Source organism: Streptomyces sp. NPDC052114 (assembly GCF_040680155.1).
Lineage (GTDB): Bacteria > Actinomycetota > Actinomycetes > Streptomycetales > Streptomycetaceae > Streptomyces.
Genome location: NZ_JBFAWC010000009.1, coordinates 178,471 through 196,018, shown reverse-complemented (window position 1 = coordinate 196,018; position 17,548 = coordinate 178,471). Strand labels below are relative to the sequence as shown.

General features: G+C 70.8%; 12 protein-coding genes. 4 read left to right on the top strand and 8 right to left on the bottom strand.

All coding sequences use genetic code 11. From position 1 onward, the window contains the following. Positions 1-69 precede the first annotated feature (69 nt). Complete coding sequence (locus tag AB0L89_RS21310) at positions 70-1,005, top strand: DUF6397 family protein (protein ID WP_365143031.1); 936 nt, start codon at positions 70-72, stop codon at positions 1,003-1,005. 28 nt (positions 1,006-1,033) lie between these two features. Here the strand turns inward: AB0L89_RS21310 and AB0L89_RS21305 are convergent, their stop codons facing one another. From AB0L89_RS21305 to AB0L89_RS21290, 4 genes are all read right to left on the bottom strand, one after another. Next, a complete protein-coding gene (locus AB0L89_RS21305) occupies positions 1,034-1,540 on the bottom strand; it encodes a tetratricopeptide repeat protein (protein ID WP_365143029.1) in 507 nt (168 codons plus the stop codon). A 138-nt stretch (positions 1,541-1,678) separates the two neighbouring features. After that, positions 1,679-2,860, bottom strand: coding sequence for a winged helix DNA-binding domain-containing protein (locus AB0L89_RS21300; protein WP_365143384.1), 1,182 nt, complete (start codon positions 2,858-2,860; stop codon positions 1,679-1,681). A 37-nt stretch (positions 2,861-2,897) separates the two neighbouring features. Next, entirely contained in the window at positions 2,898-3,800 is a 903-nt protein-coding gene (locus tag AB0L89_RS21295; protein WP_365143027.1) for an acyl-CoA thioesterase II, read from the bottom strand. A 46-nt stretch (positions 3,801-3,846) separates the two neighbouring features. Beyond that, positions 3,847-6,360 (bottom strand): DUF3516 domain-containing protein, encoded by a 2,514-nt coding sequence (locus tag AB0L89_RS21290; protein WP_365143025.1) that lies wholly within the window; start codon positions 6,358-6,360, stop codon positions 3,847-3,849. Positions 6,361-6,481: 121 nt separating this feature from the next. Here AB0L89_RS21290 and AB0L89_RS21285 point away from each other — a divergent pair, with 121 nt between their 5' ends. Continuing rightward, complete coding sequence (locus tag AB0L89_RS21285; RefSeq protein ID WP_365143023.1) at positions 6,482-7,276, top strand: metal-dependent hydrolase; 795 nt, start codon at positions 6,482-6,484, stop codon at positions 7,274-7,276. Positions 7,277-7,347: 71 nt separating this feature from the next. On the opposite strand, the gene AB0L89_RS21280 is transcribed toward AB0L89_RS21285, so the two are convergent. From AB0L89_RS21280 to AB0L89_RS21265, 4 genes are all read right to left on the bottom strand, one after another. Next, positions 7,348-9,180: an ABC transporter ATP-binding protein gene (locus AB0L89_RS21280; protein WP_365143021.1), complete on the bottom strand. Its 1,833-nt coding sequence runs from the start codon at positions 9,178-9,180 to the stop codon at positions 7,348-7,350. Continuing rightward, entirely contained in the window at positions 9,177-11,195 is a 2,019-nt protein-coding gene (locus AB0L89_RS21275) for an ABC transporter ATP-binding protein (protein ID WP_365143019.1), read from the bottom strand. Before AB0L89_RS21275 ends, AB0L89_RS21280 begins: the two co-directional genes overlap by 4 nt. A 63-nt stretch (positions 11,196-11,258) precedes the next feature. After that, entirely contained in the window at positions 11,259-13,040 is a 1,782-nt protein-coding gene (locus AB0L89_RS21270; RefSeq protein ID WP_365143017.1) for an ABC transporter ATP-binding protein, read from the bottom strand. Further along, positions 13,037-14,872 (bottom strand): ABC transporter ATP-binding protein, encoded by a 1,836-nt coding sequence (locus AB0L89_RS21265; protein ID WP_365143015.1) that lies wholly within the window; start codon positions 14,870-14,872, stop codon positions 13,037-13,039. Before AB0L89_RS21265 ends, AB0L89_RS21270 begins: the two co-directional genes overlap by 4 nt. 203 nt (positions 14,873-15,075) lie before the next feature. Between AB0L89_RS21265 and AB0L89_RS21260 the strand changes: the two genes are divergently transcribed. Together AB0L89_RS21260 and AB0L89_RS21255 are read left to right on the top strand one after the other, a co-directional pair. Next, complete coding sequence (locus AB0L89_RS21260; RefSeq protein WP_365143013.1) at positions 15,076-15,828, top strand: L,D-transpeptidase family protein; 753 nt, start codon at positions 15,076-15,078, stop codon at positions 15,826-15,828. Positions 15,829-15,940: 112 nt separating this feature from the next. Continuing rightward, a complete protein-coding gene (locus AB0L89_RS21255; protein ID WP_365143011.1) occupies positions 15,941-17,545 on the top strand; it encodes a peptide-N4-asparagine amidase in 1,605 nt (534 codons plus the stop codon). Positions 17,546-17,548 lie beyond the last annotated feature (3 nt).

Below are 17,548 nucleotides of genomic sequence, written 5' to 3'. Positions count from 1 at the left end.
AGCGAGGATCGCGGTCGTCGAGCTACGGTTTTTCCCGAGAGCAATCGGATCTCACGGGGGAGAACCACCATGACCGGTGACACGATCACGCAATCCACCACTTCCACACCCGTCCGGCCGACGGTCACGCTGAGCCGAGCCGCGAGGGAACTGGGCCTGAAACGCGGCGAGTTCGACCTGGCCGTGACGCTCGGACGCATCCGCACCGTGGGGGAAACGCCAGGCGGCCAGCGCCGCGTAGCCTGCCGGGAAATCGATCGCGTGCGCGCGAGCGAAGGATTCCCAGAGGCGTTGCATCAGAGCATCAGAGCCGTGGGCACCGCCGAGGGTGCGCGGCTGATGGGCATCACCACCGCCCGGTTCACCCGCCTGGCCCGTGCGGGTGTTCTGACTCCGGTGAAGTTCTATCTGAACCGGTACAGGGCCGTGGTCTGGCTCTATCTGGCTGAAGAACTTCGTCGTTTCACCCAAAGCGAGGCCAACGCAGAGCTGCTCACGGGACGCATGCCGGGGGAGATGCGAGAACGGATCGACCAAGGCCAGGACCTCCGGGCACGCAACTGGCGGGGCCGGTACGCGGCATTCCTGTTGAGTCAGTACGACAACCCATGGGAGCGCGCCGCCGCCATGGCCTCCCTCCTCGATCCCGTGCAGTTCGCGGAGATCGTCAGGGACCCCTACGAACGTGCCTATCTCAACCGGCTCAAGCCCGTGCCCCGCACCCATGGCGATCCGGATTCCCCCGTCGCTCGGATCGTCGAGAGAATCACGACCGCGGACGACCCCGACGAAATCCGGTGGCTGCGCTCCAGTCTCCTGATCGGGCTCGTGCAGGCTCGCGCGCAGCGACCGGCACCCAGGCCGGCTTCCCGACCGGCCGCACCGACGGTGCCCGAACCGACCGGCCACGCGGCGCAGTCGGAGCAGAGGAGCGATGTCGCGGCCGAGACGTCGCCGCAGGAGTCCCGAGGCCTGATGAAGTGGCTGCGTCGCAGGCGTACGTAGCCCGCCTCGGGTCGGGCGCCGCGCGCTGTCAGACCGTCGCGTCCAGGTCCTTGGCGTATTCCTCGATGGCGGGGCGGTAGCCCGCGATCTCCGGGTCCTTGGTCGTGGTGGCGAGCAGCGTCAGGAGGATCTCCATCGCGTCATGCGTCCGGCCGGTGTTGTACAGCGCCATCGCCAGGAACGTCTTGAGCCCGCCGTCGTCGGGGAACTCGCGCGACGCCTCACCGAGCAGAGCGGCGGCCTCCTCATAACGTCCGAGGATCCGATAGGTGCTGCCCAACCCCAGGAGCGCGCCGCGACGCTCGCCGTCCGAAAGGCCCGCGTCGAGCGCGCGCTCGTAGTACGGCACTGCCTCGGCCTCCAGGCCGAGGTTGTCGTGGACCCACGCCGCCTGATAGGCGACCTCCGCGTCCTGAGGAAGCCGCTCGGACAGGGCGACGAGTCGTTCCCTGGCCTCCTCGCGTCGGCCGGTCTCACGGAGCCGTATGGCCTCCGCGAGCAGTTGATCCCTGTCCTCGACTGAATTCGCGCTCAATTCCCCGTCCCTTTCATCGCCTTCTCCGACAAGCCCTGTACCGCGTTCAACAAGTCCTGACCTGCGCCTATGCCACACCTCTTGCGGAGGGAGCTTCATATGCCTTTCGAGCCCCGACTTGAGCCTGCCGTGCTGTCGTCAGCCGGCCAGTTCTTCCTCGAGCCATGTACGGCCCCGGGTGCGCGCGGTGAGTCGTACGCCGTCCAGACGTACGGCGAGACGCTCGGCCTCCACCTGTACGGCGCTCTGCGCGTCCGCGCCGACGTCCTCCAGGAACCGGCACACGATCTCGCCGGCGGCATCCTGGGCCCAGCCGCCGACGATGCGGCCGTTCCACCACAGGGACGGGCCGATGTTGCCGTTCCTGTCGAAGAGACGCGGGCCGTGTTCGCCCAGGAACCAGTCACGGTTCTGCCAGCCCATGGGTGTCGAGTCGAGCGCCGGCAGGAGCGCGGCCCATGGCTCGGGATGGGGAGTCTCGGCCAGGTCGTCGGCGAGGAGCAGCCCGACCGTGCCGTTCAAGTCGACCTCAACGGGATTCAGCTGGGTCAACGCACGCTTCGTCTGGGTCTTGGTCCACCCGGCCCACCACCTCAGATCGTCCGCCGTGGCCGGACCGAACGCCCGAAGCCACCGCCGGGCGAGCTCTGTCTCCGCCTCCTGGGTGTCCCACTCGGTGAGGCCACCGGGAAACCAGTCCGTCAGCGAAGCCCAGCGGTACTGGTGAGACGTCCACGTGCCGCGCGGACGTCCACGCACCACATGCCCCTCGGCGGCAAGCAGCAGAAGGAGGCGGCTGGCCAGCTTCTGCCGGCCCTCGTAGCTCTTGCCACGCGCCATGACCAACTCGGTGCTCAACCGCGGGTCGTCGCTCGCGAGCTCGGCCGCGGTCGCCTCGCCCCGCTCTTTGAGGGCCCGCAGCGCCACGTCCTCGGCCTCCGACAACCAGGCCGCCACGGCGGCCGCGTCATCGGCGACGCCGGACTCCGTCAGCATCTTCAGGAGAAGACGACGCTCCCGGGCGGCGACCGCACGCGAGCAGGCTGCCTGCAACACGGGAGCCACATCCAGAGACGTGACGAACACCGTGCGGCGCATGCCCATGAACCGGATCAGCGAACGGTCCTCGTACAGGGCCCGTTCCACGTCAGCTACATGACCGTCCCGCATACGGGCCCAGGCGCCCACGTACACCGACGAAGGGTCGGTGCCGTGCAGGGCCAGCAGGGATCGTGCCACCTCGACCGGATCGTTCGACCGGGTGTCCGCCGTCAGCCGGTGTCGCAGCGCAAGTCGTGCCCGCCGCTCCACCACGTCGATCCGCCGCACCGTGCCTCCCATCCGGGCCCTTCGCCGCTCACGCGCCGTCGGTCGGGCCGTCCATGTGCCTCTCCCCGTATGGCCGGAAGAGCCCTTCCTGAACCACCGACACCAGGAGCCGACCCTCAGTGTCGTAGATGCGGCCCCGGGCGAGTCCGCGGCCCCCCACGGCGATGGGGGACTCCTGGTCGTACAGGAACCACTCGTCCGCGCGGAAGGGGCGGTGGAACCACATGGCGTGGTCGAGCGACGCCATGTCGAAACCCCGGGGACCCCACAGCGGCTCCACCGGGATGCGGACGGCGTCCAGGAGCGTCATGTCGCTCGCGTACGTCAGGGCGCACGTGTGGACGAGCGGATCGTCGCCCAGCGGGCCGACGGCACGCATCCACACCGCGCTGCGCGGCTCCGCGTCCTTGACCTCCTCGGCGGTCCAGCGCAGCCGGTCCACGTAGCGGATGTCGAAGGGCTGGCGACGCGCCATGCGCTCCAACTGCTCGGGGAGTGCGCCGAGGTGCTCCCTGATCTCCTCGGCGACCGTGGGCAGTGACTCCGGGGCAGGAGCCGCAAGGCGCGGCGGCAGCTGGTGTTCGAAGGCGCCCTGTTCGGGCTGATGGAAGGAGGCGGTGAGGTTGAAGATGGTCCGGCCCTGCTGGACGGCGGTGACGCGGCGCGTGGTGAAGGAGCGCCCGTCCCTGACCCGTTCCACCTGGTACACGATGGGCACCCCGGGACGGCCCGGACGCAGGAAGTACGCGTGCAGCGAATGCACCGGGCGGTCGCCCTCGGTGGTGCGGCCCGCCGCCACCAGGGCCTGCCCGGCGACCTGCCCGCCGAACACCCGCTGCAGGGACTCCTGCGGGCTGCGGCCCCGAAGGATGTTGACCTCGATCTGCTCCAGGTCCAGCAGGTCGACCAGCCGGTCGGCGGGATTGTTCATGACGGTTCTTCGACTCCTGTCCGGGACACGCGGATCCTCGGGGCGCTCAGAGCTGGCCGACGTCCGTGACCCGGACGACGGCGCGGCCTTCCTCGTCGGAGGCCGCGAGGTCGACCTCCGCGCTGATGCCCCAGTCATGGTCACCGTTCGGGTCGGCGAACGTCTGGCGGACGCGCCACAGACCGTGCTCGGGATCCTCCTCGATGAGCAACAGCTTGGGGCCGCGCGCGTCGGGGCCGGTGCCGAGATCTTCGTACTCGTCCCAGTACTTGTCCATGGCCTCGCCCCAGGCATCGGCGTCCCAGCCGGAGTCGGCGTCGAGCTCGCCCAGTTCCTCGACGTGGTCGAGGGCGGCCAGCTCGACCCGGCGGAACAGTGCGTTGCGCACCAGGACGCGGAAGGCGCGGGCGTTGGCCGTGACCGGCTTGACCTGGTCGGCCTTCTCCTGGGCCTCCTCCGCCGTCATGACCTCGGGGTTGGCCAGCTGCTCCCACTCGTCGAGGAGGCTGGAGTCCACCTGACGGACCATCTCGCCGAGCCAGGCGATCAGGTCCTCAAGGTCCTCGGACTTCAGGTCGTCCGGGATCGTGTGCTCCAGGGTCTTGTACGCGCTCGCGAGGTAGCGGAGCACGATTCCCTCGGTGCGGGCGAGCTCGTAGAAGGACGTGAACTCGGTGAAGGACAGCGCCCGCTCGTACATGTCGCGGATGACGGACTTCGGGGACAGCGGGTGGTCGCCGACCCACGGGTGGCTGGTGCGGTACGTGTTGTAGGCGTGGAAGAGCAGCTCTTCCAGGGGCTTGGGGTACGTGATGTCCTGGAGCCGCTCCATCCGCTCCTCGTACTCGACGCCGTCCGCCTTCATCAGGGCCACGGCCTCGCCGCGCGCCTTGTTCTGCTGGGCGGCGAGGATCTGGCGCGGGTCGTCGAGGGTGGACTCGACGACGGACACCATGTCGAGGGCGTACGAAGGGGACTCGGGGTCGAGGACCTCGAAGGCGGCGAGGGCGAAGGTCGACAGCGGCTGGTTGAGCGCGAAGTCCTGCTGCAGGTCGACCGTCAGACGCACGATGCGGCCGGTGGCGTCCGGCTCGTCGAGCTTCTCCACGATGCCGCCGTCCAGGAGCGAGCGGTAGATCGCGATGGCCCGGCGGATGTGGCGCAGCTGCTGCTTGCGAGGCTCGTGGTTGTCCTCGAGGAGACGGCGCATGGCCTCGAAGGCGTTGCCGGGCCGGGCGATCACGGACAGCAGCATGGTGTGCGTGACGCGGAACCGGGAGGTCAGCGGCTCCGGATCGGAGGCGATGAGCTTCTCGAAGGTGCTCTCGGACCAGGCGACGAAGCCCTCGGGCGCCTTCTTGCGGACCACCTTGCGGCGCTTCTTCGCGTCGTCGCCGGCCTTGGCGAGCGCCTTCTCGTTCTCGATGACGTGCTCGGGCGCCTGCGCGACCACGAAGCCCGCCGTGTCGAAGCCCGCGCGCCCCGCGCGCCCGGCGATCTGGTGGAACTCACGGGCGCGCAGCGTGCGGACGCGATTGCCGTCGTACTTGGTGAGGGCGGTGAACAGCACCGTGCGGATCGGGACGTTGACGCCGACGCCCAGGGTGTCCGTGCCGCAGATGACCTTGAGGAGGCCGGCCTGCGCGAGCTTCTCGACCAGGCGGCGGTACTTGGGCAGCATGCCGGCGTGATGCACGCCGATGCCGTGGCGGACGTAGCGCGAGAGGTTGCGGCCGAACTTGGTGGTGAAGCGGAAGTTGCCGATCAGGTCGGCGATCTTGTCCTTCTCCTCGCGGGTGCACATGTTGATGCTCATCAGCGACTGTGCGCGCTCGACGGCCTGGGCCTGGGTGAAGTGCACGATGTAGACCGGCGCCTGCTTGGTCTCCAGGAGCTCGGTGAGCGTCTCGGTGATCGGCGTCAGACGGTACTCGTACGAGAGCGGCACCGGTCGCGTCGCGGAGCGCACGACCGAGGTGGGGCGGCCCGTACGCCGCGTCAGGTCCTTCTCGAACATGCTGACGTCGCCGAGCGTCGCCGACATGAGGATGAACTGCGCCTGCGGCAGTTCGAGCAGGGGGATCTGCCAGGCCCAGCCTCGGTCCGGCTCGGCGTAGAAGTGGAACTCGTCCATCACGACCTGGCCGATGTCGGCGTCCTTGCCGTCGCGCAGCGCGATGGAGGCGAGGACCTCGGCCGTGCAGCAGATGACGGGGGCGTCAGCGTTGACGGAGGCGTCGCCGGTCAGCATGCCGACGTTCTCGGTGCCGAAGAGCTTGCACAGGTCGAAGAACTTCTCCGACACCAGGGCCTTGATGGGTGCCGTGTAGAAGGTGACCTTGTCCTGGGCGAGCGCGGTGAAGTGCGCGCCCGCCGCGACCAGGCTCTTGCCGGAGCCGGTCGGCGTGGACAAGATCACGTTCGCCCCGGAGACCACCTCGATCAGCGCCTCCTCCTGGGCCGGGTAGAGAGTGATGCCCTGGTCCTCGGCCCACGACGAGAAGGCTTCGAAGAGGGCATCGGGGTCGGCATCCGGCGGCAGCTGATCGATAAGGGTCACACCCCCATCTTGCCTTCCTTCTCACCCGATCAGGGAACCGGAGGTCCGTACGAAGATCACGAACGCTACGCTGTGTCGCCAACGGGGCGTCAGAACAATGGAAATGGGGCGGGCAACACCAATGATGGGACCGGCACACTCACTGTCGGGAGCGGCGGCCTGGCTGGGGGTCGGCGCGGCCGCGGCGGCCGCAGGGCACACGATGCCCTGGCCGGTTCTGCTTGTCGGAGCGCTGATCTGCGCCGGAGCGGCGCTCGCGCCGGACCTCGACCACAAGTCGGCGACCATCTCGCGCGCCTTCGGTCCGATCTCGCGGGGCCTGTGCGAGATCGTCGACAAACTCTCGTACTCGGTCTACAAGGCGACCCGCAAGCAGGGGGACCCCCGCCGTTCGGGTGGCCACCGCACGCTCACGCACACCTGGCTGTGGGCGGTCCTGATAGGCGCGGGCGCCTCGGCGCTGGCGATCTTCGGCGGGCGCTGGGCGGTGCTCGGGATCCTCTTCGTCCACATGGTGCTCGCCATCGAAGGCCTGCTGTGGCGGGCCGCGCGCGGATCGAGCAGCGATGTGCTGGTGTGGCTGCTCGCCGCGACGAGCGCCTGGATCCTCGCCGGGGTGCTCGACAAGCCGGGCAACGGCTCGGACTGGCTGTTCACCGCGCCGGGCCAGGAGTACCTGTGGCTGGGGCTGCCGATCGTGCTCGGCGCGCTGGTGCACGACATCGGGGACGCGCTGACCGTTTCAGGCTGCCCGATCCTGTGGCCCATCCCCATCGGCCGCAAGCGCTGGTACCCGGTCGGGCCGCCGAAGGTGATGCGGTTCCGGGCCGGCAGCTGGATCGAGCTCAAGGTACTGATGCCGGTGTTCATGCTGCTCGGAGGAGTGGGCGGCGCCGCCGCGCTGAACTTCATCTGAGGGACGGAGCGGGGCGGCTGAGGCTTGGAGAGGGACTGCCTGCTCCGCGCCGGACGGCCGGACCCGTCGACTCACGAGGTCGAGGGGTGCTCGCGGTCGCCGTGCCAGGAGTGCCAGAGCGCGGCATAGGCGCCGTCGGCCGACACGAGATCATCGTGGGTGCCGAGCTCGGTCACCCGGCCGTCCTCCATGACTGCGACACGGTCCGCGTCGTGGGCCGTCTGCAGGCGGTGGGCGATGGCGATCACGGTGCGCCCGTGCAGGACGGCGGCCAGGGCGCGCTCCGCGTGCCGTGCCGTGGTCGGGTCCAGGAGCGCGGTGGCCTCGTCGAGGATCACCGTATGCGGGTCGGCGAGCACGACGCGGGCCAGGGCCAGCTGCTGTACCTGCCCCGCGTGCAGCTGGTGACCCCTGGGACCCAGCTCCGTGTCCAGTCCGTCAGCGAGCCCGGCGGACCAGTCGGCGCCGACGGCGGTGAGAGTGGCGAGCAGCTCGCTGTCCGTCGCGTGCTCCGCCGCGATGAGCAGGTTGTCCCGGACGCTACCGAGGAAGACGTGGTGTTCCTGCGTGACCAGGACGACCTGGCGGCGCAGCCGGTCGGGGGCCAGATCGGCGATGGGGACCCCACCGACGGTCACCGTGCCCTTGGTGGGCGCGTCGATGCCCGCGAGCAGTCGGCTCAGGGTGGACTTTCCCGCCCCGGAGGGCCCGACGATCGCGAGCCGCTCCCCGGGGCGGACGGAGAGGTCGACGCCGCGCAGCACATCGATGCCGTCGCTGTAGGCGAAGCGCACTCTCTGGATGTCGATGCGGTCGTCCTCAGGGACGCGGTCGGGGGACGGGGCGGAGACGGACTCGTCCGAGGCCGGGAGTCCGGCCGATCGTGTGGGCGCGACGGCCAGGCCCTCCACCCGGGCGAAAGAGGCACTGCTGCTCTGCACCTGCTCGACCTGCTGCAGGATCGTGTCCAGCGGCTGGGAGAGCTGCCGCAGATACAAGGCGGACGCGACGACTGTCCCCAGGCTCACCTGGCCGTGCTCGTGCAAGGCGCCACCGATCAGCAGTACGGCGACGACGGGAACGGCGTACGAGATGTCGATGGACGGGAAGAGGACGCTGCGCAGGAACAGCGTCCGGTCGCGGGTGGCGATACACCGGTCGATCTTGTCCTCGCTGTCCGCGATACGGCGCTCCCGCAGCCCGAGGGCCTCGACGGTGCGTGCGCCGGTGGCGGTGGCGGAGAGTGCCTCTGCCAGGGTGGAGTGGGCCGCTCCTTGGTCGAGGTAGGCGGAGTGGGCCCGGCGCAGGTACCAGCGGGTGGCGAACCAGATGCCGGTGAGGCCGAGCACGCCGCAGGCGCCGAGCAGCGGATCGAGCAGGAAGACCGCGCCGAGGATGAACAGTGCCTGTACGGCCGCGACGAAGACGTCGGGTCCGGTGTCGCGCAGCGTCTGCCCGGCGGTGGTGACGTCGGTGGTGCCGCGTGCGGTCAGATCGCCTGCGCCGGCGCGTTCGACGACCGCGGCGGGCAGCGCGAGCGCCCGGTCGACGAACTGTTCGCGGATGCGGGCCAGGGTGCGTTCACCGAAACGGTGGGCGAGGTAGCGGGCGTGGCGGGTCAGGAGGAGCTGGGCGACGGCTCCGGCCAGGATGCCGAGCGCGAGGCGATCCACGGTCGCGACGTCTCCGCCGTCCTTGACCGTGTTGATGATGCGACCGAGGAGCCAGGGGCCGACGAGGCCCGCGGCCGCGGCGAGCGCGCTGAAGACGAGCATGGCGGAGAAAGTGCGTCTGTCCTGCCGGATCAGGTGCAGGGCCGAGCGGCGGACCTGGCGGGGGCCGGCTACGGGAAGCTGCCCGGGTATGGCGTCCGGCGTGGCGTCGGTGGCGCGGGGCGGCGTCATCGGAGGGCCTCGTGAGTGGGAGGAATGGGGTGAGTGGGGTGAGCCGGTTCCGAGGTGGGCGGAGGGACGGGGGTCAGAGGTGCGGAGGCCGGGGACGGGTGAGGGCTGTCGTGGCTCTCGTGGGAGCCCTGCTCCGTCGTGTCGTCGGTGCCGCGCGACACCAGGCGCCGGTAGTCCGGGCGGACGGTCAGCAGGTCGGTGTGGCGGCCGGTCGCGGCGACTTCGCCGTCGATCAGGTAGTACACGACGTCCGCTTGGTCCAGGACGAGGGGAGAGGCGGTCGTGACGAGTGTCGTGCGGCCCGTGCGGGCGGCACGGAGCCCGGCCGCCATCCTCGCCTCGGTGTGCGCGTCGACCGCCGACGTGGGGTCGACCGCCAGGAGGATCTCGGGATCGGCGAGCAGGGCCCGGGCCAGGCGGATGCGCTGGCGCTGTCCGCCGGAGAGATTGCTGCCGTGCGCGTCGAGGGACGAGTCGAGCCCGTCCGGCAGGCCGAGCACGATGTCCCGGGCCACGGCGGCGCCGACGGCTCGGGCAAGACTGTCCTCGTCCGGTGTGTGCCTGCCGGAGATGACCGTGCGCAACGTACCGGCGAAGAGGTCGGCCTCGTTGTCCGCGACGAGGATTCGGGCGCGGACCTCGTCCGGTGGGATGCTGGAGAGAGGGACCGTGCCCCAGGTGGCCTGGGAGGGGACGAACCGGCCGAGGCGGTCCACGACCTCCGTGCCGTCCGCCGCGCGGGGGCTGACGAGCGCGGTGAGGATACCGGGAGCGACCTCCACGCCGGACAGCGGATCGCGGAGCACGGACGCCGTGACGGGGCGTGCCCTGTTCTCACCCGCGCCGTCCCCCGCGCCGTCACCTGTGCCCGTGCTGGTGAGGGATGCAGCATCGTCACCACCGTCGGCCAGGGCCCTGGCTTCGGCATCGGCCCGATGTTCGGCCACCTTCCCAGCCCTGGCCCCGACTTCGACACCGGCCCGGCGCTCAGCCGCCCCCTGAGCCCCGCCGCCGGCGCTCCACCGCTCCGGTTCCAGGTTCAAGAAGTCCACGACCCGTCGCGCTGCCACCAGGCCGCGCCCGATGTCGTAGCCGCTCTCGATCAAGGAGGACACCGGGACGACGAGAACGGCGACGTAGCCGTAGACGGCCACCAACTCGCCCACGGTGATGGTGCCCTGCGCGGCCATGCGTGCGGCGAGCCATGTCACGGCGGCGAGGAACAGGGTCGGCAGGCCGACGCCCAGGGCCTGGATCCAGCTCACGGTCGAGCCGACTCGGTACCCCTCGTCCCGCAGCTCGCGCGAGCCGGCGCGGTAGCGGGCCGCGAACACTCCCTTGCCGCCCAGGCCGTTCAGTACGCGGAGGCCGCCTGCCAGGTCGCCGAGCAGTGCGGCGAGTGTGCCCTGCCGGTCCCGGTATGCCGTCTCGGCACCCTGCAAGCGGCTCAGGAGTGGCCCGAGCAGGAGCGAGAGCAAGGGGACGCCCAGCAGGACGACCAGGGCGAGCGGCACGGATATGGACAGCAGCAGGGCGGCCACCACGACGTAGGCGAGCACCGCCCCGATGCCGGGTCCCGTCACCGTGAGGGTCTGGCCGATGACGCCTACGTCGGAGTGCCCGATCGTGACGACCTCACCGGCCGACATCCGGCGGGGCAGCGTGGCGCCCAGCCGGGTCGTGTGGTCGACCACGACGCGCACGGTGCGGACGTAGGCGTCGAGCCGGATCCGGGTCATCGTGCGATGCCGCATGATCGCCAGCCAGGCGTTGAGGACTCCCACACCGAACAGGGCCGCTGCCCAGCCGACCAGCGCACTCCGGCTCCCTGGACGCAGCCCCTCGTCGATGGCGCGCGACAGGACGTAGGGAGGAAGGGTCAGGCAGACCATCCACGCGCTGCCCAGCAGGGCTCCGGCGCAGACCCGACGCCGTTGGCTGACGATCAACCACCAGAGGTAACGGGCAGGGCCGCGTCGGTCGGGGACGCCGGGATCCGTGGAAGATGCAGCCATTGGCGCAGCTTAATCACCCCCGTCCGCACGAACCCCGTCGCCATCCGTCGGGACAGGCGGCTCCTATCCGTGCCACGACCGCCACAGCGCCGCGTACGCGCCGTCGGCCGTCACCAACTGGTCGTGGCTGCCCAGCTCGCTGATGCGGCCGTTCTCGACCACCGCGATGACGTCCGCGTCGTGCGCGGTGTGCAGGCGGTGGGCGATCGCCACAACGGTGCGGCCGTCGAGGACTCGGGCGAGCGAGCGTTCCAGATGCCGTGCCGCGCGCGGGTCCAGGAGCGAGGTCGCCTCGTCGAGGACCAGCGTGTGCGGGTCGGCCAGGACCAGCCGTGCCAGGGCGATCTGCTGGGCCTGCGCGGGCGTCAGGGCGAAGCCGCCGGAGCCGACCTCGGTGTCGAGGCCCTCGTCGAGGGCGCGGGCCCAGTCGGCGGCGTCGACCGCGCCGAGCGCCGCCCACAGTTCGGCGTCCTGCGCCCCGGTCCTGGCGAGGAGGAGGTTGTCGCGCAGGGAGCCCACGAAGACATGGTGTTCCTGGTTGACCAGGGCCACATGCGCGCGCACGTCCTCCGCCGGCATGGCCGACAGCGGGGCACCGCCCAGGGTCACGTGACCGGAGCGCGGGCCGTAGATGCCGGCGAGCAGCCTGCCCAGCGTCGACTTTCCGGCGCCCGACGGGCCGACCAGGGCGACGCGCGACCCCGGTTCGACGGCGAGGGACACCTCGCGGAGCACGTCGACGCCCGGCCGGTAGCCGAAGTGCACGTCGTCGGCGAGGACGTGGCGGCCGTCCGGGGCCACGGAGGGATCGCCCGCGTCCGGTTCGATGTCGCGGACGCCGACGAGGCGGGCCAGCGACACCTGGGCGATCTGCAGCTCGTCGTACCAGCGCAGAATGATCCCGAGCGGGTCGACGAGCATCTGCGCGATGAGGACGCCCGTCGTCAGCTGGCCCACGTCGATCCAGCCCTGCAGGACGAAGACCCCGCCGATCATCAGGGTCGAGCAGAGGACGGTCGTGTGGGTGAAGTTGACCGCGGGGAAGAGGACCGACCGCAGGTAGAGGGTGTAGCGCTCCCAGGCGGTCCACTCCTTGATGCGCCGCTCCGACAGTTCGATGCGGCGGTCGCCGAGGTGGTGGGCCTCGACGGTGCGTCCCGCGTCGACGGTCTCGGCGAGGGCGGCGGCCACGGCGGCGTACCCGGCGGCCTCGGAACGGTACGCGGCGGGTGCCCGCTTGAAGTACCAGCGGCAGCCCACGACGAGCAGCGGTACGGCGACGAGCACGGCGGGCGCCAGGGGCGGCGCGGTCACGACGAGTCCACCGAGCAGCAGCACCACCCACACCACGCCGATGGCGAGCTGGGGCACGGCCTCGCGCATGGCGTTGGCGAGGCGATCGATGTCCGTGGTGATGCGGGAGAGCAGGTCACCGGTGCCCGCGCGCTCCAGGACGCCCGGCGGCAGGCCCACGGAGCGCACGAGGAAGTCCTCCCGCAGATCCGCCAGCATCCGCTCGCCGAGCATCGCCCCGCGCAGCCGCACCTCACGCACGAACAGCGCCTGCACGAGGAGAGCGAGCGCGAACAGACCGATGGTCAGCTCCAGATGGAGGTCGCGGGCGCCGTCCGAGACCTTCTCGACCAGGCCGCCGAGCAGGTAGGGGCCGACCATGGAGGCGACCACGGCGGCCGTGTTCGCCGCGACGAGCAGCAGGAAGGCCCGGCGGTGGCGCTGGAACAGCTCCCGTACATAGGTGCGCACAGTCGACGGCGCGCCGATGGGCAGGGTCTCCGCGGTCGTGGGGGCCGCCGGGTCGTACTCCGGTGGCGCCAGGCCGATCATGCCGTCTCCTCGATGTCGAAATCGGTCAGGGTCGCCGCGGCGGAGCGCTCTGCGGCTGTGTGTTCCGTGGCGGCGCGTTCCGCGTCGGTCTCGCGGGTCACGACCGCGCGGTACCGCGGCTCGCTGTGCACCAGTTCGCGGTGCTCGCCCACCGCGGCGACCTCGCCGTCGGCCAGGAAGACGACGCGTTCGGCGCGGTCGAGGAGCAGCGGCGAGGAGGTGAGGACCACGGTGGTGCGGTGGTGGCGCAGGCGCCGGATGCCGTCGGCGACCCGTGCCTCGGTGTGCGAGTCGACGGCGGACGTCGGCTCGTCGAGGACCAGGGCCTCGGGGTCGGTGACGAGCGACCGGGCGAGGGCGAGGCGCTGGCGCTGGCCTCCGGAGAGGGAGCGGCCGCGTTCGGTGAGGTGGGCGGCCATGGGGTCGTCGTTCACCGAGGCCTGTGCCAGTGCGTCGAGGACGTCGGCGCACTGCGCGGCGGCCAGTGCCTCCTCGTGGGTGACGGCTCCTGACGCGGGTACGTCGAGGAGTTCGCGGAGCGTTCCGGAGAGCAGGACGGGGTCCTTGTCCTGGACCAGGACGGCGGTGCGCGCCGTGGAGAGCGGGACGTCGTCGAGCGGTACGTCACCGAGGCGCACGGACGGCAGGGCCGACGCTCCTTCGAACGCCGGGTGGCCGCCGAGCCGTTCGGCGAGCCGCCCCGCCTCGTCCGGGTCGCCGCACACCACGGCGGTGAGCCGTCCTGCCGGGGCGAGGAGCCCCGTCGCGGGGTCGTACAGATCACCGGCAGGCACCGGGACGTCGGCCGACCGGCTCCGCTCCGCCTCCTCGGTGGCCGTCCGCTCCAGCGAGAGCACGCGGGCCGCCCGTTTCGCGGAGGGACGGGAGAAGGAGTACGCCATGGCGATCTCTTCGAAGTGCCGCAGCGGATAGTTGAGCATCATGATCGCGCTGTAGACGGTGACGAGCTCGCCCACGGTGATCCGGCCCTCGCGGGCGAGGTGCACCCCGTGCCAGACGACCGCGATCATCAGCAGGCCCGGCATCAGGACCTGGATCGCCGAGATCGCCGCCCACATGCGGGCGCTGCGCACCGCGGCGGAGCGGACCTCCTGGGAGGCGCGGCGGTAGCGGTCGAGGAAGAGTTCCTCGCCACCGATGCCACGCAGGACGCGCAGACCGGCGACGGTGTCCGACGCCAGTTCGGTGGCGCGCCCCGCCTTCTCGCGCTGGAAGTCCGCCCGGCGGGTGGCGCGGGGGAGGAGCGGGAGCACGGCGAGGGCGAGCACCGGGACGCCCACCGCGACGACGACGCCGAGCGCGGGCTGGTAGACGAGGAGGCCGACGCAGACCAGGAGGACCGTGAACGCCGCTGCCGCGAACCGGGACACCGCCTCGACGAACCAGCCGATCTTCTCGACGTCGCCGGTGGAGACCGCGACGACCTCACCGGCGGCGACGCGCCGGGTGAGGGCGGAGCCGAGCAGCGCGGTCTTGCGGGCGAGAAGCTGCTGCACCCGCGCGGCGGCCGTGATCCAGTTGGTGACCGCGGTGCGGTGGAGCATCGTGTCGCCGACGGCGACGGCAACGCCGAGAAGGACGATCAGCACACCCGCGAGGGCGAGGCGGCTGCCGGAGCCGTCGAGCACGGCCTCCACGGCGACGCCGACCATGTACGGCAGGCCCGCGATGGCGGTGAAGTGCAGCAGGCCCCAGGCAAGGGCCTTGAACTGCCCGCCGAGCTGGTTGCGGCCCAGCCACAGGAGGAAGCGTGGACCCGATCCGGCATCCGGGACGCCGGGGTCGGTATACGGAAGATCGCGAATCTGCATGACGTCCCAGGACTCGGTGCGGCGGCTGTCGGCCCCGCGGAGCGGGAGGCAGGGCGGACGGCGGTAACAAACCGTGAAAGGTTCGCCTCGTACGGTGGGCCGAAGCAAACGGTTTTCCGCCCCGGAGTAAAGAATCGGCCCGTTCTCCCCGTGGGACGTGGGGCCGGACCGGGGGAGCGCGGACCGGGTGCGACCATGGACGGATGCGTAGAGCGGGTGCGGTGCGAGCGGCGGTCGTGGCGGCGGCCTGCGGTGTCCTTCTGACGTCCTGCGGGGGCGGGAACGACAGTGCGACGGGCAAGGGCGATCACGGCGGGGCGCAGGGCAAGGGCGCGGACGGCGGAGCCCGTGCGCGCGCGGCCGACCTCAAGCGCATCCCCGACGTCGGCGACCGCTTGCAGTCCAGGATTCCCAAGAACTCCCGGCAGGTCGTCGCGGTGTACGGCGACGGCGAGGACTGGGTGAAGTCGACGATCGTCCTCTACACCAAGTCGAGCGCATCGGACGACACTTGGGAGAAGACCCGCAGCTGGGCCGGGCACAACGGCAAGAAAGGCTGGACGACCGACCACCGCGAGAACGACAAGCGCAGCCCGGTCGGTGTGTTCACGCTCACCGACGCGGGCGGTGTCCTGAAGGACCCGGGCGCCAAACTGCCGTACACGCAGTCGTCGTCGATGCAGGCCCCGCACTACTGGCCCAAGACCCACTGGCACGATTTCGACTACGTGATCGCCATCGACTACAACCGCGCCAAGGGGACCCCGCCGAACGACCCGACGCGGCCCCAGGGGCAGTCCAAGGGCGGCAGCATCTGGCTGCACATGGACCACGGCAGCGGCACGTCCGGCTGTGTGAGCCTGTCCAAGTCGGGGATGGAGTACCTGCTCCGTACGCTCGACCCGAAGCAGCACCCGGTCGTGGTGATGGGGGACAGGCTGAACCTCAAGGCGTGAGGCATGACGCGCGACGCGTGAGGCAGCGGGTGGCGTAACCGTCGGCCGCGTGCCGGGGCAGGGGAAGGTCGACACCATTGCGGTGATCGCCGACTCCCCATAGAAATCCCCCATGAGAAGACGCGTCATGTCCATGCTCGTCGGGGTCACCCTCGTGGCGAGCGCCCTCCTCGGCGCGGGTCCGGCCGCCGCCGACACACCGCCCGAGGAGTTCGGCACCGACTGGCACGACCCGGTCACCGCCGCGCCCCCGATCCCCAAGCCGCACACCAAGTCCTGCGAAGTGACGGTCGCCGAGGCCCAGTTCAAGGACTTCACGCCCTACAAGGGCGACTACACGCCGCCCGACAAGTGCGGCAAGGGCCGCTGGGGCAAGGTGGTCCTCCGCCTGGACGGAAAGGTGAAGGGCAGGCAGTACGACCGACTCGGCTATCTGCGCATCGGCGGCGTAGAGGTCTTCCGCACGTCCACCCCCGAGCCGTCGGTCGACGGCATCACCTGGTCCGTGGAGAAGGACGTCACGCGCTACAGCGAGACGCTGGGCCGCGACCAGCAGGTCGAGATGCTCATCGGCAACGTCGTCAACGAGACGTACACCGGGATCATCGACGTGAAGGCGACGCTGACGTTCTACGAGCAGGAGAAGCGCGGCGCGGTGGCGTCGACGACGCCCGACCGCGTGCTCCCGCTCGGCGACGGCACCTCCCTCACCACGCCCCGCAACAGCGAACGCATCGTCGCCGAGGTGTACGCCACCGGGTCCGGCGGCGGCTGCGAGGAGTACTGGTACCTGACGGTGCCCGACGCCGCGCCTTACTCCTGCAAGGCGGACCAGGGGCCGTACCGCGAAGTGCAGATCGAGGTCGACGGCAAACTGGCGGGCATCGCCGCGCCGTTCCCGGCCGTGTGGACCGGCGGCTGGTCCAACCCCTTCCTCTGGTACGTGATACCGGGGCCCCGCGCCTTCGACATCAAGCCCATCGAGTACGACCTGACGCCGTTCGCGGGGATCCTGAACGACGGTCGGCCGCACCGGGTGGAGGTCTCCGTCGTCGGCGTGCCGAAGGGGCAGACCGGCTGGAACGCCCCGGTCAACGTCCTGGTCTGGCAGGACGAGAAGAGCGACCGCGTCACGGGCGCGTTGACCCGGTACCAGGAGGGCGACCTCGCCGACGAGGCGACGTACACGCCCGGTTCGGGCGACGAGGCGCACCGGCTCGACACCGAGGGCGGTCACCGGCTCGGCGTCTCCGGGTATGTGAACACCTCGCACGGGCGTGTGACGACGACCGTGACCCGCGCCCTCGCCAACACCTCCGTCCACCGCTGGACCGAGGGTGAGGCGATGGACGCGCTCAAGGCGACCTGGACCGACCGGGAGACGGTCACCACCGCGGGCCGGTCCGTGCGTACCGACCGGACGTACACGATGGACGGCACCACGACCCTCGGCGTCGGCGACCGGCTGCGGACCACGATCTCTCTGGGCGACCGCGCCGAGAGCGTCACCGAGCGCGGCGGCCGGCGAGCCGCCTGGTCGGTGCTCGACGACCGCTACGACGGCGACGCGACGTACACCGCGAACGTCCCGCGCGACCAGCGGCACGCCGTGGGCACCTCGCGCGAGCGCTACCGCCTGATCGGCGACGGCGGCTGCTACGACCGCACGCTGGCCACGGCCCAGGGCGCGCTGACGGAGGACAGGCGGCGCTGCTGACCA